This window comes from Streptomyces vulcanius (assembly GCF_042653945.1).
In the GTDB taxonomy this organism is placed as follows: domain Bacteria; phylum Actinomycetota; class Actinomycetes; order Streptomycetales; family Streptomycetaceae; genus Streptomyces; species Streptomyces mangrovi.
Genome location: NZ_JBHSFK010000002.1, coordinates 151,297 through 171,594 on the forward strand (window position 1 = coordinate 151,297; position 20,298 = coordinate 171,594).

The 20,298-nt window shown below is 66.0% G+C and carries 24 protein-coding genes; 20 read left to right on the forward strand and 4 right to left on the reverse strand.

Features of this window, described 5'->3' with window-relative positions; translation table 11 throughout:
• Position 1 precedes the first annotated feature (1 nt).
• Entirely contained in the window at positions 2 to 1,099 is a 1,098-nt protein-coding gene (locus ACFPIH_RS03045) for a hypothetical protein (protein ID WP_381167900.1), read from the forward strand.
• A gap of 19 nt (positions 1,100 to 1,118) precedes the next feature.
• Here ACFPIH_RS03045 and ACFPIH_RS03050 read toward each other — a convergent pair whose 3' ends face one another.
• From ACFPIH_RS03050 to ACFPIH_RS03065, 4 genes are all read right to left on the reverse strand, one after another.
• Entirely contained in the window at positions 1,119 to 1,340 is a 222-nt protein-coding gene (locus tag ACFPIH_RS03050; protein WP_381167902.1) for a hypothetical protein, read from the reverse strand.
• Positions 1,307 to 1,609, reverse strand: a complete 303-nt coding sequence (locus ACFPIH_RS03055) for a hypothetical protein (protein WP_381167904.1) — start codon at positions 1,607 to 1,609, stop codon at positions 1,307 to 1,309. Before ACFPIH_RS03055 ends, ACFPIH_RS03050 begins: the two co-directional genes overlap by 34 nt.
• Positions 1,609 to 2,136: a KTSC domain-containing protein gene (locus ACFPIH_RS03060; RefSeq protein WP_381167906.1), complete on the reverse strand. Its 528-nt coding sequence runs from the start codon at positions 2,134 to 2,136 to the stop codon at positions 1,609 to 1,611. The genes ACFPIH_RS03055 and ACFPIH_RS03060 overlap by 1 nt, the downstream gene beginning before the upstream one ends.
• Positions 2,137 to 2,209: 73 nt before the next feature.
• Complete coding sequence (locus ACFPIH_RS03065; RefSeq protein ID WP_381167907.1) at positions 2,210 to 3,238, reverse strand: tyrosine-type recombinase/integrase; 1,029 nt, start codon at positions 3,236 to 3,238, stop codon at positions 2,210 to 2,212.
• A gap of 116 nt (positions 3,239 to 3,354) precedes the next feature.
• Here ACFPIH_RS03065 and ACFPIH_RS03070 point away from each other — a divergent pair, with 116 nt between their 5' ends.
• The 19 genes from ACFPIH_RS03070 (at position 3,355) to ACFPIH_RS03160 (ending at position 20,268) form a co-directional block, all read left to right on the forward strand.
• Complete coding sequence (locus ACFPIH_RS03070) at positions 3,355 to 4,908, forward strand: phage terminase large subunit family protein (protein WP_381167909.1); 1,554 nt, start codon at positions 3,355 to 3,357, stop codon at positions 4,906 to 4,908.
• Positions 4,909 to 4,977: 69 nt separating this feature from the next.
• Positions 4,978 to 5,373 (forward strand): hypothetical protein, encoded by a 396-nt coding sequence (locus tag ACFPIH_RS03075; RefSeq protein ID WP_366501315.1) that lies wholly within the window; start codon positions 4,978 to 4,980, stop codon positions 5,371 to 5,373.
• A gap of 3 nt (positions 5,374 to 5,376) precedes the next feature.
• Positions 5,377 to 6,084 carry a hypothetical protein gene (locus ACFPIH_RS03080; protein WP_381167912.1) on the forward strand — a complete coding sequence of 236 codons (708 nt, stop codon included), beginning with the start codon at positions 5,377 to 5,379 and terminating at the stop codon, positions 6,082 to 6,084.
• 286 nt (positions 6,085 to 6,370) lie between these two features.
• On the forward strand, positions 6,371 to 7,873 hold the full coding sequence (locus ACFPIH_RS03085; protein WP_465270362.1) for a phage portal protein: 1,503 nt from the start codon (positions 6,371 to 6,373) through the stop codon (positions 7,871 to 7,873).
• 59 nt (positions 7,874 to 7,932) lie between these two features.
• Complete coding sequence (locus tag ACFPIH_RS03090; RefSeq protein ID WP_381167914.1) at positions 7,933 to 8,760, forward strand: hypothetical protein; 828 nt, start codon at positions 7,933 to 7,935, stop codon at positions 8,758 to 8,760.
• Between the two features lie 81 nt (positions 8,761 to 8,841).
• Complete coding sequence (locus tag ACFPIH_RS03095; protein WP_381167916.1) at positions 8,842 to 9,984, forward strand: N4-gp56 family major capsid protein; 1,143 nt, start codon at positions 8,842 to 8,844, stop codon at positions 9,982 to 9,984.
• A gap of 78 nt (positions 9,985 to 10,062) precedes the next feature.
• Positions 10,063 to 10,449, forward strand: a complete 387-nt coding sequence (locus tag ACFPIH_RS03100) for a hypothetical protein (RefSeq protein WP_381167918.1) — start codon at positions 10,063 to 10,065, stop codon at positions 10,447 to 10,449.
• A gap of 112 nt (positions 10,450 to 10,561) precedes the next feature.
• Positions 10,562 to 10,852, forward strand: coding sequence for a hypothetical protein (locus ACFPIH_RS03105; RefSeq protein ID WP_361942115.1), 291 nt, complete (start codon positions 10,562 to 10,564; stop codon positions 10,850 to 10,852).
• Positions 10,852 to 11,343: a phage tail fiber protein gene (locus tag ACFPIH_RS03110; RefSeq protein ID WP_361942112.1), complete on the forward strand. Its 492-nt coding sequence runs from the start codon at positions 10,852 to 10,854 to the stop codon at positions 11,341 to 11,343. Before ACFPIH_RS03105 ends, ACFPIH_RS03110 begins: the two co-directional genes overlap by 1 nt.
• Positions 11,344 to 11,345: 2 nt before the next feature.
• Positions 11,346 to 12,188 carry a hypothetical protein gene (locus tag ACFPIH_RS03115; RefSeq protein WP_366501310.1) on the forward strand — a complete coding sequence of 281 codons (843 nt, stop codon included), beginning with the start codon at positions 11,346 to 11,348 and terminating at the stop codon, positions 12,186 to 12,188.
• Positions 12,189 to 12,194: 6 nt separating this feature from the next.
• Entirely contained in the window at positions 12,195 to 12,794 is a 600-nt protein-coding gene (locus ACFPIH_RS03120) for a hypothetical protein (RefSeq protein WP_381167921.1), read from the forward strand.
• A complete protein-coding gene (locus ACFPIH_RS03125) occupies positions 12,778 to 13,461 on the forward strand; it encodes a hypothetical protein (protein ID WP_381167923.1) in 684 nt (227 codons plus the stop codon). Before ACFPIH_RS03120 ends, ACFPIH_RS03125 begins: the two co-directional genes overlap by 17 nt.
• 10 nt (positions 13,462 to 13,471) lie before the next feature.
• Positions 13,472 to 14,584 carry a hypothetical protein gene (locus ACFPIH_RS03130; protein WP_381167925.1) on the forward strand — a complete coding sequence of 371 codons (1,113 nt, stop codon included), beginning with the start codon at positions 13,472 to 13,474 and terminating at the stop codon, positions 14,582 to 14,584.
• Positions 14,584 to 14,793 carry a hypothetical protein gene (locus ACFPIH_RS03135; RefSeq protein ID WP_361942096.1) on the forward strand — a complete coding sequence of 70 codons (210 nt, stop codon included), beginning with the start codon at positions 14,584 to 14,586 and terminating at the stop codon, positions 14,791 to 14,793. Before ACFPIH_RS03130 ends, ACFPIH_RS03135 begins: the two co-directional genes overlap by 1 nt.
• Before the next feature lie 9 nt (positions 14,794 to 14,802).
• Positions 14,803 to 16,089, forward strand: a complete 1,287-nt coding sequence (locus tag ACFPIH_RS03140; protein ID WP_381167927.1) for a hypothetical protein — start codon at positions 14,803 to 14,805, stop codon at positions 16,087 to 16,089.
• An 86-nt stretch (positions 16,090 to 16,175) separates the two neighbouring features.
• Positions 16,176 to 16,421: a hypothetical protein gene (locus ACFPIH_RS03145; RefSeq protein WP_381167929.1), complete on the forward strand. Its 246-nt coding sequence runs from the start codon at positions 16,176 to 16,178 to the stop codon at positions 16,419 to 16,421.
• A gap of 482 nt (positions 16,422 to 16,903) precedes the next feature.
• Positions 16,904 to 17,605, forward strand: coding sequence for an Ig domain-containing protein (locus tag ACFPIH_RS03150; protein ID WP_381167931.1), 702 nt, complete (start codon positions 16,904 to 16,906; stop codon positions 17,603 to 17,605).
• Between the two features lie 5 nt (positions 17,606 to 17,610).
• Complete coding sequence (locus ACFPIH_RS03155) at positions 17,611 to 19,605, forward strand: phage tail sheath subtilisin-like domain-containing protein (RefSeq protein ID WP_381167933.1); 1,995 nt, start codon at positions 17,611 to 17,613, stop codon at positions 19,603 to 19,605.
• 78 nt (positions 19,606 to 19,683) lie between these two features.
• A complete protein-coding gene (locus tag ACFPIH_RS03160; RefSeq protein WP_361942078.1) occupies positions 19,684 to 20,268 on the forward strand; it encodes a phage tail protein in 585 nt (194 codons plus the stop codon).
• The last annotated feature ends 30 nt before the right edge of the window (positions 20,269 to 20,298 follow it).

Sequence of the window (20,298 nt, forward strand, 5' to 3'; positions counted from 1 at the left end):
GATGATCCCCTCGATAGCCAGTCGCATCCCGCTGGTCCGCCGGGCCAAGAAGCCGGCGCTTCCATTGGAAGAACGCATCACCCTCCTTGAGCGGCTGGCTGTCGAGGCCGCGGGTGCGAGCCACCGTGATCTGGTGGCCCGCGCCTGCGGGGTCCTCAACTACGCCGCTCTGATCGCCTCCGACGTCGGGATGCCCGACCTCGCAGCCGACCTGTCCTGGAGGCAGCACCGGGTATTCGCCGAGGCCGGGAACCTCTCGGGGGACATCGCCGTGATGTCGCTGATGCCCCTGGTCAACATCTCCCGGCTGTTGACCCGCGAAGGTGATGGTGAAGCCGCGTACGACGTACTCATGCGGCTGTACCGCGCCGCCCAGAAACGCGGCACCGCCGAGATCCGCGGCAACACCGTCGATCTGTCGGTGCTGATCGACACCGATGCAGACCACCGGAAGGTCTGCCAGGAGCTGTGGTTCACCGTGCTCGTGGACGGTGCCAGGGCCCTGGCACGGATCGGCCGCTGGACGGAGGCCGCGGAAGCCATGGCCGCGCACCGTGGCGTCGGTAACCGCCTCCTCGACGGACGCCAGATCCAGATCATGTCGTTGATGGAACGCGGACTCGACCAGGAGGCTCGCGACACGATCGAGTCGACCGCGCCCAAGGAGCCGTGGGAGAGCACCGTCGCGGCCCTCCTGCGCATCCACTGCTGGCCCGCGGCCGACCCCATGCCGGAGCCGGAGCTGGATGTTGCCCTACAGGGGGCACTCGCGCTGACCACCTCGCCCGACCCCGAGGTCACGGCGTTCCAGGCCCGAGTGGGACTGACCGCGCTCGAACTGGTCCCCGACCACGCCGGCCCCCTGGTCGGCCGGGTACGGGACGCCCTCGCGGATGTGGCCGGCCTCGACGCCTACGCGGCCCGCGACGTCATGAGCCACCACATGACGGGCCCCCACCTGACCAGCGAGCAGAGACAGAAACTCGACGTCCTGCTCACTGCGTCGGGGCTCGGCGCAGGGAGCCTCCCGCAGGCCCACATGCACGCGATGACCGAGGCCGTGGACAAGGCCGAAGTCACGCTCCGGGGACTTCTGTGACTCTGTCGGCGCTCCGCTGCTAGGCAGCGTCGGCGATCCTTTCCCGGACGGCTTGGAGGACGGCCAGGGCGACATCCCACTCGCCCAGGTCGTCCTCTTTGTATTGGCCGGGGTTCTCCGCCACCCGCATGCCATAGGCCCACACCGTGATGCTGTACTCCCGGGCTGCGTCGGGGGTCATCTTGGCGATCCGCCGGCGGGCGTCGTTCAGGAGCTGGTCTTCGGTGCGTCGGCTGAACACGGCTGGTTCTCCTGGGAGTTGCGGCGGTAGTTGGGCAGGAGCTGCCCGTCGGAGCCCAGGAGGGCGGCTGGGCGGGCCCCCAGGGCGTCAGTGAGGGCCTGGTGCTCGTCCTGGGCGCGGGAGGTCCAGCGGCCGATGACGAGGCCGTGCGTGCCGAGACGGTAGACCGTGGCGGGGTCGGAGCGGCGGTAGGGCGGCTCGGTCTCCTGGTAGTAGGTGCGGTACCGGTGGGGCCAGTCGCGCCGACAGCGGGTCGTGGTGATCAGCATTACCAGCTCGCGGGGGTGTAGGGCTTTCCGTTCAGGGTGGAATTGATGTAGCGGCCCGGCGACCAGTTGTCGCGGAATTTGGCCCACTCCTGCGGGGTGACGTTGTAGTACTCGTAGCCGACTCCGTCCGCGTATTCGTCGGGTCCGGTCCGCCGGCCGCGGAAGCGCACGAAGAGGGTCTGGCTCTCGTCGTCATAACCGGCGGCCAGCGTGCGCGGCCGGGGCGGGTAGGACGTGTTCGTGGGCCGGGTGGTCAGGAGCTGCTCGTCGTCCCACAGCCACTGGGCCCGGCGGAGAGCCTCGCGCTTCTCGGGGCTGAGGTTCTGGGACGCCTCGTCGATCGCGTTGTTGATGTCTGCACGCGAGTAGCCGGGGCTGGAGTTGACGTTGGGAGTGCGGGGCTGCTGGCCGGCGCCGTAGAACTCCTGCTCTTGGATTGTCCTGTACGGGGTTGCACCCGAATTCGGCGCCCGGTTCTTCGCGGCGCGGGGGTTCCGGGGTCCGATTCGCCTTCTCCTCGGCGGCATGAGAAAACCCTCCTTGCTCTCCGGTACGACGACCGTAGGCAGGGAGGGTTTCTCGGTGATATTCGCCAGGAGGTCAGGCTGCGAGGGCCCAGAAGCCGAGGCCCTGCATAGGGTTGATGATTTCGCGGACGAATACCTGGTTGGCGAATGCGTTGTAGCGGCGGTGGTCCTTGTCCGAGACGTGGCCGTAGAACTTCTTGATCCGGTCCTTGCTCAGGTCCCGCAGGGTGCAGGCGAAGGTGATCGAGGTGTGCCGCAGCAGGTGGCAGTGGAGGTCGTCCGGCCGCACTCCGCTGTACTCGCGGATCTGCTCGAAGACGTAGGTCAGGCCACGCACGGAGAGGTGCTCCGGCTCCAGGAGGCCGGTCTCCGCGTTGCGGATCATCTTCGTTTTGGCGGCGGTCACGATGGGGCCGTGGGTGCGTCCGTCCAAGCTCGTCATGATGACGTCGTAGACGGGGGCCGGCACGATCTCGGTCTGCCAGTAGCGGCCCTTGACCCGCCAGAACCGCAGGGTGGGTCCCTTCTCATTGCGGCCGAGGTTTTCCGCGCGGGCCCGGACGACCTCTTCGCGCCGCATGCCCATACCGCCTGCCAGGCCGACGGCGATGCCGTCACGCCAGCGGTGGGCCCGGGTCGCGTTCCAGACGGTGAGGTTCTCGTCCTCGGTGAGGATGTCGACGGCGGTCTGCTCGGCCAGCTCGACGTGGAGCTGCTTGGCCGGGTTGTAGTTCGGCCGTGAGGGGACGGCGGAGACGTACTCGTAGAAGGCGGAGATGACGTCCCGTCGGCGGGCTACGGACGTGGGTGCGTAGGGCAGCTCGCGGCACTCGCGTACGCACGGGCCGGGATGGTCGGCCTGGTGCTCCATGAGGAGGTAGGCCAGGTACCGGTCGACCTGCTGCCGGGAGGGTTCCTCGGGGTTCCCGCCGAAGCGCCGCAGGGTGTCGAAGAAGAAGTCCAGCTCGCGCCTGTAGCGCTTCCCGGTCTCCTGGTTCTTGCGCCCCTTCTCGTCGCAGAAGCGGTCGGCGAGCTGGTCGATGGTGCTGCTGTCGATGGCGTCCCTGGAGATGGCGCCGAAGTCGAAGAATCCCGAGGTCATAGGGACAGCCAACCGGGTTACTACCCACTTTGTATGTCACTTCCGGGCAGCAGTGACGCAGATCACAGATAGCTTGTGATTATCTGCCCATATTTGCCCGACTTTAGCTTCGGCGCATGGGGACCCCACTCGACGCCACGGAACACGAGCTGACCCTTGGCCTGCCCGAGGAAGCCGAGTCCGGTCCCGAGACCGCCGGCATCGACCACGCCCTGGTCTCCGACATCATCGACAAGATCATCGTCGTCATCGACGAGCTGTCCGGGCATCCGCTGCGGCCGTACCAACTCCCCTTCGCGCGGCGCATCTTGGAGTCCCTGATCATCGAGGACTCCGCCAAGCTCACAGCTCTATGGAGCCGGCAGTCCGGCAAGTCAGAGACCGTGGCCGACGTCGTCGCCGGCGCGGCCATCATGCTGCCGCGGTTGGCGAAGGTCTTTCCGAGTCTGCTTGGCAAGTTCAAAGAAGGCTTGTGGATCGGCGTATTCGCTCCCACCGACGAAATGAGCGAAACGCTTTTCTCACGCATCGTCGGCCGGCTGACTTCCGACCGCGCCCAGGACATCCTCGCGGACCCCGAGATCGACGAAAAGCTGGTCGCCCGGGGAAAGGTACTGCTCCTCAAGCGCTGCGGCAGCCTCATCCGAAAGCAAACCGCGCACCCCAAGGCGATGATCGAGGGCCAGACCTACCACCTTGTCGTCATCGACGAGGCCCAGGCTGCCGACGACAAGGTGCTCAACAAGAGCATCGGCCCGATGCTGGCCTCGACCGCGGGCCTCATGGTGATGACGGGCACCCCGACCTACACCAAATCCGGCTTCTACGAGCAGATCCAGAAGAACCGCCGGAACGCCAACCGGAAGGGCCGCCAGCAGGATCACTTCCAGGTCGACTGGAAGACCGTCTCCAAGCACGTTCCGAGGTACAAGAAGTTCGTCCAGAGCGAGATGGACCGGCTCGGTGAGGACTCAGACGAATTCAAGCTGTCGTACCGCCTGATCTGGCTTCTCGACAAGGGCATGCTGGTCACCAGCGACCGGTTCGACGCCCTCGGCGACACGTCCATGCGGGTCGTGCAGGAGTGGCACCGCTCCCCGGTGGTCGTCGGAATCGACCCGGCCCGGAAGACGGACTCGACCGTCGTAACAGTTTGCTGGGTAAATTGGGATTACCCGGATGAATACGGAAATTTCGAGCACCGTGTACTGAACTGGCTCGACCTCCAGGGCCTGGACTGGGAAAGCCAGTACTACAGGATCGTCGAATTCCTTAACCACTACTCGGTGTTCGCGATAGGCATCGACGCCGGCGGCCTGGGCGACGTCGTGGCCAGTCGGCTACGGGTTCTCATGCCATACGCGCAGATCGTCGATCTCAAGAGCGACCGGACCAACCAGACGAAGCGTTGGGCGCACATGATGGACCTCATGTCTAAGGGCCTGGTCGTGTGGCCGGCGCACGCCAAGACTCGGTCCACCAAAAACTGGCGCAATTTCCGCCAGCAGATGGAGGACGCAGAGCTGAACTATCAGGGCCCGCACATCATCGTCGCCGCTCCCGAGGTGGACGCGGCCCACGACGACTACGTGGACTCGCTCTCCAACGCGCTCTATCTGACGGCGGACCTCACGATGCCCGAGGTCGAAATGCACAACACCCCTTGGTAGCAATTATCGGGGCAGAAAACAGCGCCTTTAGCGTCCTGGTGAGACGTCTCAATCGCCGGGAGGCACACCATGGCGAACAGCCCGCTTGCCCCGGACCCCGAATTCCAGGAGTCCGCAGACCGCTTCTACGAGACGAAGCACGCCCAGAACACGAGCCGCCGCGGCCCGCTGCGCTTTCAGGAAGGTGTCGCCACCGACACCGACATCCCGAACGAGTTCGGCAAGGGCATCATGCAGGGCTACCAGACGCCGGCCGGCCGAATGAACCACAACATGAACGTGTTCGAAAAGCCGCCGGAGGAGACGATGCGCGAGCGCGCACACGTCGGCTCCGCGAGCTGGCCGGAGGCCCCGACCTTCATTCAGGAAATGGCGCAGGGCGCCTCCGAGCCCGAGCAGTCCTACTCCTGCGTCGACCGGGGAGAGGGCCGCAACCAGCGCCGGAACTACGCCCGGGTGGACTGAGTAGTGACCAACCCCGGACAGCTCACTCCGTGGGGAAAGATCCCGATCCCCACCGAGGGGAAGATCCCGGACGTTCCCGTGGACCTGGCGGCCGTGGCCGATCCCATCGACACGCTCTTGAAGAATGTGATCGGTGGGGCGGTCGCGCCGAGCGGCCCGCTCAGCCCCACCCTCATTGAGGCATCGGCCTCCATCGGCAGCCTCAACGCGACGCAGTCCTCGCAGCAGAGCGCCATCACCACCATGCAGGGGCAGATCACGGCCCTCAGCGCTGCGCCTTGGGCCGTGGCCACTTCGCGCACCTCGCTGTTCTCCCTGGCCGGCAACGTGAAGACGCCGACGCTCGTGCACAGCTACCAGGTGCCCACCTTCACCCAGCGGCGCCTTCTGATCGCGTGGGCCGGCATCTCCGTCGGCTGGACGGACACCACCACGGCCGCGGTCCGTGCCCGGCTCCAGCTCCGCGCCGACGGAGCCACCACGTACGTCGACCGCAACCAGCACATCTCCACGGGCACCGACCAGTCCCACACGCTCTTCTTCATCGAGACCGTCGAGGCCGGCAAGTCCGTGCGCGTGGGTCTGTCCGTCGACATCTACGGCGCGGCCACTTCCGCCAAGGCAATCCAGACGCAGGAAGTCGACCCCCGCATGTACCTCATCGCGCTGCCCTGGAGCGGAGCCACCGTGCCCTACCTGCCGACCATCTGATCCCGCTCACTCATCAGCCCAGCACTCATCTCACACTCGACTCCGCTGGCGGAATCGAAAGGAGGTGATGCCTGATGTCCATCGCCTTTGCCTCACCGTCCATGCGCGCAGCCGCCAGTGACCTGACCATTTCCGTCAGCCCACTGGGACTGGTCGAGCTGGCGGACGAGTTACCGAGGAATTCGAAGTCCACGGTCCCCGCCTAACGCGCTATTCGAATCACTGGGCCTGGTACCTGGGCTACCACTGGGCGTACAAACGTGAGGCCGGCGAACCCAACGTCACGATCAACTACACGGGCGCACTGAGCCGGTACATCACCAACTTCACCTTCGGCCGGGGTGTCCACTTCCAGTCGGAGAAGAAGTTCGAGCACATTGTTCCAGCGCTTCTGGAGCGGGTCTGGACCGTCGACAACGACAAGAAGTCGACCCTCTGGCAGATGGGCGAGAACGGGTCCGTTGCAGGGGACTGTTTCGTGAAGGTGGCGTACGAGCCGGCGTGGATGGACTCCGCCGGTAACACCCACCCAGGCCGGGTTCGAGTTCTCCCGCTGAACGCGGCCCAGTGTTTCCCGGAGTACCACCCACACGATCGGGACCGCCTACTCCGCTTCAAGATGAAATACAAGTTCTGGGGCACCTCCCTGGAAGGGACACGCACCGTATACACGTACACCGAGATCATCACCGATGAATACATTGAGGAGTACGTCAACGACGAGTTGCTCGACGCCCGGGAGAACCCCCTCGGTCAGATTCCCATCGTGCACATCCGGAACATCGCGATATCCGGATCGCCCTGGGGTCTGTCCGACATCGTCGACCTCATTCCGCTGAACCGTGAGTACAACGAGAAGTGCACGGAAATCAGCGACATCGTCAACTACCACGCGGCCCCGGTCACCATCATCACCGGCGCCAAGGCGAGCCACCTGGAGAAGGGCGCTCGCAAGATCTGGGGTGGCCTCCCGAAAGACGCCAATGTTTTCAACCTCGAAAACGGTGTCGATCTCAACGGCCCACTTGCCTACTTGGACCTGATCAAACGCGCCATGCACGAACTGACCGGGGTCCCGGAGACAGCGCTCGGGCAGGCCCAAGCGATTTCGAACACCTCGGGCGTCGCGCTCAGCATTCAGTTCTTCCCCTTGATGCAGCGGTACGGACTGAAGCAGGCGAACTACACCCAGGGTCTGCGGCGCATCAACGAACTCGTGCTGCGGACGCTATTTCTCTACGAGCCCGAGTGCCGGATCTACGATCCCAGCACGCAGGGAATCCGCGTATCCGACGAACAGCCTCTCGTCATCGACCCTCGCGACCCCGAGGTGTACGACACGACTGTGGATTGGCCGCCGCCGCTGCCGGTGGACGTCCTGGTCAAGTTGAACGAGGTCCAGGCGAAGTTGGCCTTGGGGCTGGAATCCAAGCGTGGGGCTCTGCGGGACCTCGGGGAGATCTTCCCCGGGGAGAAGATGCAGGAGATTTTCGACGAGCGCCTGACCGAGGCGAAAGAAGACGGAGCGCTCGAATATATCAAGGCGCAAATCGCAGCAGCTATCTTGCGCTCAACGGGATTGCCGCCGGAAGGCGTGGAAAGCCCGCCCCCAGCACCTGCCGCATCGGGCTCTTCGGGGTCCGGAAACACAGGGGCGACAAGCGCCGGCCCGCTTCCCGGAGTACCGGGAGTGGGTCAAGGCAAGGACACCGAATCGGTCTTGAGCGAACTCGTGACGCTGTCGAAGGGCACCAAATTGGCCCAGCGACGGAACCCGGAAAACGACTGAACTGCCCGCCATTCATTCCTACTCGTTCAGGCGGCTTCACCAGCCTGGAGTGAACCACCGTGGCACCAAACCCCGCACCCAACGGTCCGCAGGAGACGACCCCCGGCACGCCGGGCGGCCCCGCGACGGGCACCACCGTCACCCCCGAGGGGACGGTAACCGTCCAGGAGCCGGCCAAGCCGCAACCCGCCGGCCAAGAAGCCCGCTTCACCGCGGCCGACCTGGAACGCGCCCGCCAGGAGGAGAAGGACAAGCTGTACTCCCGCCTGAACAAGGTCGACGAGCGCAGCGAGGCCCTGGAGGCGGAGCTGAAGCGGCTCCGCGAGGAGCGCGAGGCACGCGAGGCCGAAGAGGCTGAGCGGCTGAAGGCCGAACAGGACGCGGCCAAGGCGAAGTCGGAATCCGAGATGAGCGCGAAGAAGCTCCTGGAGGAGCGTTCCTCCGAGTGGGAGAAGCGCTTCGCACAGATCGAGAAGGAGCGGGAGCAGGAGCGGGCAGCGCTCGCGAAGGAGTCGGAGTACAACAAGCTCCGGGCCTACATTCAGGAGCGGGCCGGCGCCGAGCGCGCCAACATCGCCCCGGAACTCGTAGATCTCATTTCCGGGAACACCCCGGAGGAAGTCGACGCGTCCATTCAGATGCTCAAGGACAAGACGTCGCAGATCTTCGAGTCCGTTCAGTCGGCTCAGGAAACTACTCGTTCGCAGATGCGCGGCGTGGCTGCGACCGGTTACACCGGGAACGGCCCCACGGACGGCGAGGGCGGTTCTCGGCAGCTCTCGGCAGAGGACATCAAGAACATGCCGATGGCGGAGTTCGCGAAGTACCGCTCGCAGCTTCTCGGTGCCGCCGCCAAGCAGTCAAACAACCGCGGCCTCTTCGACTGACCGCGTCAACCAGAAAATTAGCCAGACCGCCTCTCATTCCCATTCATCTCGGCGGGTCCGTCACGGGATGAGAGGTACAACGTGGCAAGCGGAATCACCGGTACTCCGGTTCTGTCCCCCACTCCGACCGCCTACCAGGCGGCGAACTCCAGCATGCTCACTCCGGCCATCCAGCACATCTGGTCGAAGGAGATCCTTTTCCAGGCCATGCCGGTGCTGCGTTTCGAGCAGTTCATGGTCAAGAAGACCGAGCTGGGAACCGCTCCGGGCCTGAGCGTGTCGTTCATGCGTTACCGCTCTCTGGACGGTGCGCAGCAGCTCGTCGAGGGCGTCCGGATGGAAACTCACGCCCTTTCTGCCGAGCAGATCACCATCACCGTCGCGGAGCACGGATTCGCGATTGCGGTGACCGAACTTCTGCTCAATGCGAGCTTCGACGACGTGATGGCCTCCGGCGCTCGTCTCCTGGGCCGGAACATGGCCACGTACCTCGACTCGATGTGCCGGGACACCCTCCTCGGCGCACCCTCGGTTCTGTATGGGTACGACAAGATGGCCTCCTGGTCCGCCGGCGCCACGCGGACCCCTCTGAGCCCCTACGACCGGGGCATGTTCGCGGACTCCGAGGCGACCCTGTCGGCGAACGGCGGCTTCTACTTCACGGCCGCCCTCGTGAAGGACGCCGTGGAGACTCTGAGCAGCAAGAACGTCCCCCGGCTAGGGGAGACGTACGTCGCCTTCGTACACCCCCACCAGTCCCGCCGACTGCGCGATGACCCCGAGTTCATCGAGGTCACCAAGTACGCGGCTCCGGGGAACTTCATGCTCGGGGAGATCGGCCGGCTCTCGGACGTGGTTTTTGTGGAAACCACACAGGTCTTCCAGGGCAACACGACCCCGCCGCCCACCCCGCAGCTCGGGACCAACATCCCGCAGGGCGACGCGCAGAAGTGGGGCGGGCAGCCGGCCCGAACCGCCTCCGGCTCGACCCCCGCAATCCCTGCGGTCAATGCCCAGCCGTCGAACCCGAATGCCCCGTCGAACCCGATCTACCGCGCTCTGGTAATCGGTGACAACGCGGCGGGTCACGCCATCTCTCTGCCCGTCGAGCTGCGCGATGGGGGCGTCATGGACTACGGCCGTGAACACGCACTTGCGTGGTATTCGATCTGGGGCCTCGGGCTCATCACGGATTACGCCGTGGTGCAGTGCGCCACCAACTGAACCACCCGCACGAAAGGGCGGCGGTATCAGTTCCATCGCCGTCCCGAATTCCTCACACGATTCGGTAGGAGAACGACCATGCCCGCAAATCCGCGCACCAAGCGGAACCCGAAGGATCACACCGGAAACCAGAAGGCAATTCTCGCTGAGCAGCACGCCGAAGCACTGGCGAAGCGCAAGGACGAGATCGCCATGCACCAGGCGCAGCAGAAGGCCGGACTGGACGAACCGATCGCCCTCGACGAAAAGGGCCGGACGCTCCAGAACGTGTCCGAGGAGGCCGTAGCGGAAGGTCCGGTGGACATCCCGCCGGAGTCCGTGAACATCCGCATTGCCTGCGACCTGGAGAAGGTGACGATCGGGCAGGGCACTGAATTCGATTTCAAGGAGGGACAGGTGTACACAGTGCCGCTCCACGTGGCGCAGCACCTGGACCGCCTCGGTTACGTGTGGCAGTGGCTCTGACGGAAGGGAAGTGCCTCTGATGGCGGCGCCCAGCAGTCTCAAGGACTCCGGCACTGCCCCTGAGAAGGGGAAGTGGTATTCCCTGCTTTCCGACCACGGTGACGGCGTCGGAATGCTCACGAAGACCTACCACTACACCAGCCCGACCGGCGAAGAGCACCCCGACAACCCTCGTCAGCTCTACGTCCTGGAGGTCGTCGAGCCCGCGACGTACGGCGTTGGCTACAGCTTCGAGGATTCGGTGCTGTGCATGTGGCTGGACAGCCCCTCGCCGGGGCGGGTCGCGGTCCACCACATCTCCTTCCCCGTCTCCCAGTTCGCCGAGCTGGTCGCCGCGGGCGAGGAGCCCCCGGAGTTCGAGGACTTCAAGGCGCAGCAGTCGAGCCAGGGCGGTTCCGTCTGATGGCCGCCAACGGATTCATCGCCGTCCAGGGCGCCGTCTCCGCGCTGGACCACCTCACCGGCCGCTCGACGGCGCTGGAGGCGGAGTGGCTGGCCAAGACGCAGGCCGGCGACCCGCTGCCGAGGGCGACGTACCTGATGCTGCTCACCCAGGTCGTGACCGACGCCCAGACGGACATGACCACGCTGCTCGGCATCGAGGCGGCCGGCACCGGCTACGCCCGCCAGCCCATCCCGTGGGCGGCTGCCGCGACCGGCACCAGGACGTCCTCCACAAGCGACCTGGTCCAGTTCGGTCCGTTCAGTGATGCGACAGGTCTTGCGGCCCCGGTGACCGGCGCGGCCCTGGTGACCCGCATGACCAGTTCGGCCGGTCAGCCCACCGGCCTGTGCCTCATGGCATGGAACCTGGCCACTGCCATCACCACGAGTCAGAACCAGGCCCTCCAACTCGCCGTCGGCAGCCTCCAGATGACGTTGGCGGTGAGCTGACCATGGCCGACACGGCGGGGATCATCCGGCGCATCCGCAACGAGATCGGCGACATGCAGTCGCCGTTCCTCGACACCTACCTGGGCGCGGACGAGCTGGCCTCCTACGACCTCTCCGAGACAGGCGTCACCGAGGTCACGGCCAAGGTCACCACCGTGGACCCGCCGGCCACTGTCGACCTGGTCGCCGACACCGACTACGTCCTCGACTCGGCCGAAGGCCGCATCGTCCTGATCAACCCGGACTTCTCCCCCCTGCACCACGGCCAGACCCTGATCGTCCGGGGCGTCGCGCAGGGCCTGTTCACCGACGCCGATCTGGAGACCTACATCGGCGACGCGGTGCAGCAGCACGCCTACGGCCGCAGCAAGGTCACGCGGTACCGGGACGCGCACGGCTTCATCCGCTACGACCGCGAGCCGTTCACCTTGGAGAACCTGCCGGCCGTCGAGGAGCCGCTGGTCGCCTACCTCGCGGCGATCAACTGCCTGTGGACCTTGGCCACCGACGCTGCCACGGACATCGACATCTCCACGGCCGAGGGGACCTTCGTCCCAAGGACGCAGCGGTACCGGCAGCTCATGCAGCACATCGGGGACGCCACCACCGGGCTCCAGGGCCGCTACAACACCTTGGCCCAGCAGCTCAACGTGGGTCTCGGCCGGATCGAGATGTTCACTCTGCGCCGCGTCAGCCGGACCACCAACCGCCTGGTGCCCGTCTTCGAGTCGCGCGAGTACGACGACTCCTCGCGGCCCCAGCGGCTCCTCCCGCCGATCGACGGCCAGGAGTACGAGGACGAGTCGAACGTGCCCTCGCCCACCTACCCGGGCCTGTGGGGGTGAGCGTCGATGCGCGGGCGGCTGGACTGGAAACGCGGCCGGTGGAACATCAACACCGAGACCACGCTGATTCACCGGGGACTGCGCGGGTGGCAGCGCTCCACCGGCGACTCGTTCACGTACTTCCGGTGGCAGTACGACGACTCGGAAATGCACCCGGTCTACGACGAGGCGACCGGGGTCGGCAAGCAGTTCTACGGCCGCTGGCAGCTTCCCGCGCTGCACGTGAACCACTCGGAGACGGCCAATACGGAGCCGCGTGACAGTGGCCTGTACATCGTCGACTCCCTCCATGTGACGTGCGAATTCGACCAGCTCGCCAAGACCGGGCTGACGGACATCAACATCAAGCACGGCGCCTATCAGCGGGACCGTATCGCCTACGACAACATCCTCTTCGCGGTGAAGCAGGTCGATATCCGGGGCCAGATCCGCCGCAGGGACATCATCGTCACCCTCGACGCTCAGCAGATCCGTGACGACGAACTGGTCAACGACCCGATGTTCGCCCCTTATCTGCGCGATTTCAGCCGCAATCCCGATCCGCCGCAGCCGCCTCTCGCTGCGGAATTCCCAGAGGAGGGCGGCGACGATGACCCCTACGCCTGACGCGCCCGTGTACGCGCTGCCGGCCGGCGTCCCCTCGGTGCATCTGACGGGACGGTTCATCGCCCCCGACGGCACTCCGCTGACCGGCACACTCACCTTCGCCCCGCCGTCGGTCCTGACGATGCCGGCCGCGGACACCATCGCCAACACCGTGGCGACCGTGGAGATCACGAAGGAGGACCAGGGCCGCTTCGAGGTCGACCTGATAGCCACCGACGGCCCCGGCATGTCCCCGAGGGACTGGACCTACCTGGTCACGGAGAAGCTCAAGGGCGCGCAGATCAGGCAGTACCACATCATGCTGCCCGAGCGGCCCGGCGGAGATCCGGTCGACCTCGCAGACCTGGCCCCCGTCTCCCCCTACACCGGCCGCTATCTGCCCGTCGTCGGCCCCACCGGTGCCACCGGTGCTCAAGGTGCCCCGGGGGAGGTCTCGCAAGCCGAGCTGGACGCCTTGGAAGACCGCGTCGCTCCCCGAGCAGTGACGTGGACCCAGACGGCCGCGAGCGCCCAGTGGACCATCCCGCACTCCTTCCCGTACCCGCCGAGCGTGCGCACCTACGACACCAGCGGACGAGAAATCGGCGGGCTCGTCGAGAACCTCAGCCCCACCACCGTGACCGTCCAATTCGCTTTCGCGGAGACCGGATCGGCGATTTTGAGCTAGGAGTCCCCCGATGGCAGTTACCGACTTCCGCGAATCCCTCAAGCTGAACAAGCTCCCCGTGCGCGGCCTCGTTCCCGAGACGTCGTCCTCGGCACCGGCAACGCCGGTGGAAGGACAGCTCTGGACGGACTCCGTCAATCACGTCGTAAAGTTCTGGAACCTGACGGCCTGGAAGAATCCGCTCGACCGCGCGGACCACACCGGTACGCAGACGGCGAGCACCATCTCTGATCTGGCCGCGACCGTGAAGGGATACCGGCTCGACGAATTCGCGGCACCGAATACGGCCGTCTCCCTGAACGGCCAGCGGGCGACCAACGGTGCCGACCCCACAGCCCCGACCGACCTGGTGACCAAGCAGTACGCCGACAACCTGCGGGCCGGCATCGCCGGGGTCAAGGACCCGGTCCGGGCAGTGGCCACGGCCAACGTCGACCTGTCCTCACTGCCGGCCTCCGTCGGCGGTGTCACCCTGGGCAGCGGCGACAGCTTCCTGGCCACCGCGCAGACGACCGGCACGCAGAACGGCATCTACACCTACAGCACCAGCGGCGGGGCGGCCACCCGCCGGTCGGACGCGGACGCCGCGGGAGAGATCCTCGACGGCACGATGGTGGCAGTGGCCGAAGGCACGGACGCGGGCTCTCAGTACATTCAGACCGCCTCCCCCTCTGGCGCTCCCGGGTCCTGGACCCAGACCTGGACCAAGTTCTCCACCGGCGGCCAGACCTACACAGCCGACGGCCAGGGCCTGGAGCTGTCCAGCACGACGTTCTCTCTGGAGCTGGCCGACGCCAGCCTCTCCAAGAGCGCGTCCGGCCTCACCGTCGGCCTGGTCCCGGTCACCAAGGGCGGCACCGGTGCGACCACGGCGGCCGGGGCCCGTACCGCTCTCGGCGCCACCGGCAAGTTCGCGGCGAACGTCGGCGCAGTCACCGGCGGCACCCCGCTCAACATCACGCACAACCTGAACACGCTCGACATCCTCGAACCGTCGCTGCGCGAGGTCTCCACGGGCGAGCTGGTCGGCGGGAAGTTCATCGTGGTCGACGCCAACACCGTCTCCCTCACCCTCGCCGCGAGCTACGCCGCCAACACCTTCAGCGTGACGGTGGTGGGCTGATGCCCGCCCGGCAGCTCGCGTCCCAGACCGTGCCCGCCACCGGCGGCAACGTGGTCTCCACGGACAAGGTCGGCGCCGCGAACGGAGTGGCCGGCCTGGACGCCACGGCCAAAGTCCCCCAGGCCCAGCTCCCCACACCCAAGATCACCGTCGGTATCACCGCGCCCGCGAGCCCGACTGCGGGCGACGTGTGGATCGACACGAACTGAGGTTGCGCCGTGGCGACTCGATTCTGGCTCACCAGCTCGGCCGCGCCCTACACACCGGCCACGAAGCGGGGCGCGTGGACGGACGCCACCTCCACCGTTGCCGGACTGCTCGGGCGGCAGCCGGCCGGCGCCTCGACAACGTCGGCCAAGGCCGAAACCTCGGCCTCGCAGACCAGTGTCCTGCTGGGACGGTGGGTCAGCCCTCCCGCCCGGAAGGCCGGCACGCTCTCGGGCACGACTGACTTCTGCGTCGGACGAGTCGAGTCGGCGACGGCCGCTCTCCTCGTCACGCGAGTGCACATGTACGTCACCACCGGGGACAGCGACACAGTCCGCGGCACTCTGCTCGACAACTGGCAGGGCTCGTCGAACTGGCCGACGACGGCCGCTGGCGGTGCCGCTACCGGACAGGCCATCGGGTCCGTCGCCCTACAGACCGGCGACCGGATCGTGGTCGAGTTCGGCTACCAGGCCACCAACACGTCCGCGACGTCCTACACCGGCACCCTGTACTACGGGGCGACAGGCACAACGGACCTCGCGAACACCGCCACGGCCGTCACCACCAACCCCGGCTGGGTCGACTTCTCCGGTGCGGACGGCCTGTTCAACGCGCCCACAGCCGAGATCGTGGACAAGTTCACTACCGGCATCGGCAGCCGCTTCGTGTACTGGGGCGGCACCTTCTGGAACACCACCTGGAAGCGCGCCGCCATCGCCGCGAATGATCAGTACCCGGGCTTGATGGCTACCGACGTCGGCTACGAAATGGCGAACTCGACCCACTACTTCGAGGTCGTCAACCTGCCAACTGGCGGCACCGGCACCAACTTCTCCGCGATCGTCCTCGGCCCGGTCGACGACGGTACCTTCATCCGCACGAAGTACACCGTCGCCACGGGAAATCTGACTTTCGAAAACTGTGTCGGCTACTTCGACGCGACACCCACAACGCTCGCGTTCAATCCCGTCACTCACCGATGGTGGCGGTTCCGAGAAGCCGCCGGCACGTTCTACTGGGAGACATCTCCCGACGCGGCGACATGGACCGTCCGCCGCAGCATGACGACGCCGCAGTGGCTCAAATTCGGGACTCTGCGCACCAACTTCGAGGGGTACTCCGACACGGGAAGTACCACCACTCCGGCTGAAGTCAACAACGTCAACGCCATCCCCACCACTATCCCCAAGGTGTGGACAGGAAGCGCCTGGGTCCAGAAACCGGTGAAGGTGTGGTCCGGCAGTGCCTGGGTCACCAAGCCGGTCAAGTCGTGGTCCGGGACTGCCTGGTTCTGACGCGCATTATTCCCCTCCCTAAATGGCGTGCGACGCTCGAATCCGATCTTTCGTGATCGCTGTTCCTATTTCTGGAGGAGACTTCCATGCGCTATGTCGCGGTCAGCACGGACGAGAACGACAAGACCATCAAGGACGGCCCGTTCGAGCTGGACGACCCGTCGCAGCGGACGGTCCAGGAGGGCCAGCGACTCATGCCCGAGGACGCGGCCCTGGCCGCGGGCTACCACTACGCATCCGACGGTGCGTTCGCTCCGGACCAGCCGGCCGCCGACGACGGCGACGGCGACGACGGCGACCAGGGCGACCAGGGCGACCAGGACCAGCAGTAGGACCGCGAGGGCCTGCGGCCCGGCCGGCGGCAGGCCCCGGCCATCGAGAAGGGGAAACGTCATGACTGTCGCGCAGATCGTCGGCGTAGTGCTGGTCGTTCTTCTCGTCATCGTCGTCCTGAAGATCCTGGGCGTCTTCTGACCTGCACTCCGAGCAGTGGGAATTAACCACTCGCAAATAGCCGGAAGCATTCTGGTGGGGCGATCCACATCTGCCCATACCGGAGAGTTCCGTGCCCTTTCTTCTGAACGAAGACAAGGCCCTGAAGCACAAGTTCCAGGGTCTGGTGGTGCATGACTCGACCTCCGGTGTGGGCCGCAAGGTAACCGTCCGGTACAGGAGTCCCGAGTACGAATTGGCGGACGCCACCTACCCACTTGCTCTGATATCTCACACGCGGATCTCACGGGACCCCGAACGTGAGAGCCGGGGCGTCGTGAATCTTCATTACGCGCCCGAGGGCTATGAACCGTGGGCCGACATGACGGACCCCACGCAGAGCCCGTACATGGCTCAGATGCCGATTCCGCTCAACATCGACTATCAGGTGGATGTGTACGCCCGGAAAGAGCTGCACATCATCGAGCTGACCGGCAGCCTGATGCAGTTCGACTTCCTTCCCCCTCGCTTCGGATACCTGCCGATCGGCGAGGACGGCACCGTACGGCGGCTGGACCTGCTCGGCGGGCCGGACTACACCGAGGCCAAGGACGAACAGGGAAAGCGTCTCTTCTGCGCGACCTGGGCTGTGCGTGTGTCCAGCGAGATTTTCGCGGACGAGATCTGGGACCTCAACCCAGCCCAGCGCATTCTCATCGACTTCCTCGACAAGCAGGCGTGGGAAGAGGGCAGCCTACGGCCCTGGGTTCCCACCCACGCGGTCACCAAGGCCCTGCTGTCGATCAGCACCACGACCCTGCCGGCCGCGACCGCTGGCCACCCCTACCGCCAGGCCCTGGGCAGCACCGGGGGCCACGGCGAGGTGCACTGGTCGCTCCCCGAGGGCTCCCACCTCCCCGCCGGCTTGGCCCTGTCCCACGGCGGCGTCCTCTTCGGCACGCCCCAGGCCCCCACCAGTTCGCCGGCGCAGTTCCTGGTCTCCGCCCGCGACTCCGATCTCGCCCCGCAGGTCGCCTCGGCCGCCCTGACGCTCACCGTCTCGCCCGCACCCCCTGGGAGCTGATGCTGATGACCACGCCCACGACATTCCCCTACAAGCGGCCGGGTGTGTATATCACCGAGTCGCTGAACCCTCTTCCGCAGCCCATTTCTCCGCCGGGGCTCGCGGTTGCGACGTTCGTCGGCACTCACGACGCGGGGCCCTCGAACCCGGTGAAGGTGACGTCGTGGGAGCAGTTCATGTCGCTCTACGGCGGGTTCGGGAGCGGTCTCAACTACCTCCCTTTCCAGGTGTACGAGTACTTCGCGAACGGCGGCCAGCAGGCGTGGATTCTGCGGGCCACGCCGACCGATTCCGTGGCCGCGCGCCTGGTGGTGAAGAACACGCCGCTCGCGCCGCCGGAGAACATCGTCGCCACCCCCGACGGCACGGCCCCCAGCGGCGCCGGGACGAAGCCCACCCCGAAGGTCACCAACGTGACCCTGACGGCGCCGGTCGCTCCCGTCGTCTCCAACCCCGAGCAGACGGCCTTCGCCATCGAATGGGACGCCATCACCCCTTTGTCCGCCGTGGACGCCTACCAGGTGGTCGTCACGCGACCTGACGAAGGGTCCTTCTCCAAGACGGTGTGGGTCGCGCAGCCGACCGAGGGAAAGCCCGCTGCCGCGTTCACCGACCTGGCACCGGACACGACCTACTCCGTGCAGATCACTCCGTACAAGGGGGCCACGGCCGGCGACCCGATGACGGCTCCGGCCACCTTCGACACGGCGCCCGGCTACACGGCGGTCGATGCGCTTCAGGTCACCGCCCGGGGGCGCGGCTCCTACGGCAACAAGGTCTACATCACCACGGCGCCCTCCTGGACGTCGGGCCGCTTCCACGTGTTCGTGAAGTACGGCTCCACCGCCCAGGCGAGCCTCGTCGAGACCTGGCAGGACGTCTCCCTCAATCCCGGTGACCCCCGCTACATCGTCGGTCTGATCAACTCCAGCAAGGGCGGCTCGACGTACATCACCGTCCAGAACATGCTCCCGCCGACCTCGGCGACACCCGGTACCGGCGCCACCCCGGACGCCTCCTGGCAGCCCGAGTACGTCGCGGATGCACCTCTGGAAAGCGGCGCCGACGGCGTCCTGGCGGTCAACCTCGCCGAGCAGCTCGCCGCACAGTTCGGCTCCATCTCGGACGTGCTCCTGCTCAACCTCTGCGGCAACACGTCCATGACGGACCACATCCCGCCCCAGACCCAGGTCAACTCCGTCCTCTCCTGGGTCGAACAGCGCCGCGGTGCATTCCTCGTGCTCGACGCTCCCCGCCAGCCGCCTCCCATCGCCCCCGATGTCGCCGCGAACAAGTACACGGAAACGGTGGGCGGTTACTCCCCGCAGTCCTCGTACGCAGCGTTTTACGGCCCGTGGATTCAGGTAGCGGACCCAGCCGGTGCCTCGGTCTCCTCCACGCGCATGCTGCCGCCCGGCGGGGCTGTCATGGGGCAGTTCGCGCAGGCGGACGCGGCTGTGGGCCCCAACCGCTCTCCCGCGGGCACCGCCTACAGCCTGATCGGCGCCGTCGGTGTCGAGAACAACTTCACGCTCGACCAGCTCGACTCGCTCAACCAGGTCGGCTGCAACGTCATCCGGCCGGTGCCGCAGAGCGGCTTCTGCATCATGGGCGCCCGCACCCTCCGCCAGGGAATGCCGGACCGGTACATCTCCGTCCGGCGCATGCTCACCTACCTGGAGAACCTCCTGGAAGACGTCACCAGGTTCGCGGTGTTCGAGCCCAACGGTCCCGAGTTGTGGCAGACGCTCAACGCCCTGGTGACGCAGCAGCTCCTCACGCTCACCCAGGCCGACCAGCTCCAGTCCAGCGTCCCGGATCAGGCTTTCTTCGTGGTCTGCGATGAGACCAACAACACGAGCCAGACCGTCGCAAACGGCGAAATCCACATTCAGGTCGGCGTCGCTCTCGCCAGCCCGGCGGAATTCATCGTGATCGAAATTTCGCAGTACCAGGGCGGCATTTCCACGACCACCACGTCCGTCGAGTCCACCACCTGACCGACGCCACACCAGACACACCGCCTCTCATTTCGACTCGTCTACGGCGGCCCTCCGACAGGGAATGAGAGGTGACCCGTGGGAGCCACTACCACCACACAGAAGCCGTCGCTCGCGCAGCTCCAGACCGACCCCCTTCGCAATTTCAAGTTCCAGGTGATGATCCACCTGGCGGGGTCAACGCTGGATTCCAGCAAGCGCTCGAATCAGCTCGGGTTCATGTCCGTCAGCGGACTTTCCATCACTACGGATGTGGTGGTCTACCGCCAGGGCGGAATGAACACGACGACGCAGAAGATGCCGGGGCAGAGCGACTTCGCTCCGATCACCCTTTCGCGCGGACTCATCTGCGGCGACTCGGACATCTACGCGTGGCTGAAGCAACTGTTCATGGTCATGCAGGGCACGGGCGGAAACAACGGTTCGTACAACTTTCGCGCGACGATGGACATTTTCTTGCTGGACCACCCGGTGACGACTTCCAGCGTCACCTACAAGGCGGGCTGGCGTGTCTACAACTGCTGGCCCACAAGCATCGCGTTCGGCGACCTCGATTCCGGCGCAAACGGTGTGGAGCTTCAGCAGATCACTCTCGCCCACGAGGGCTGGGATTTCAAGATCGCCAGCAAGTACGGCCCCGGCAGCGGCATTTCTCTGCCGTAATCCGGCCCCCACTCAAAGGACGAAACGATC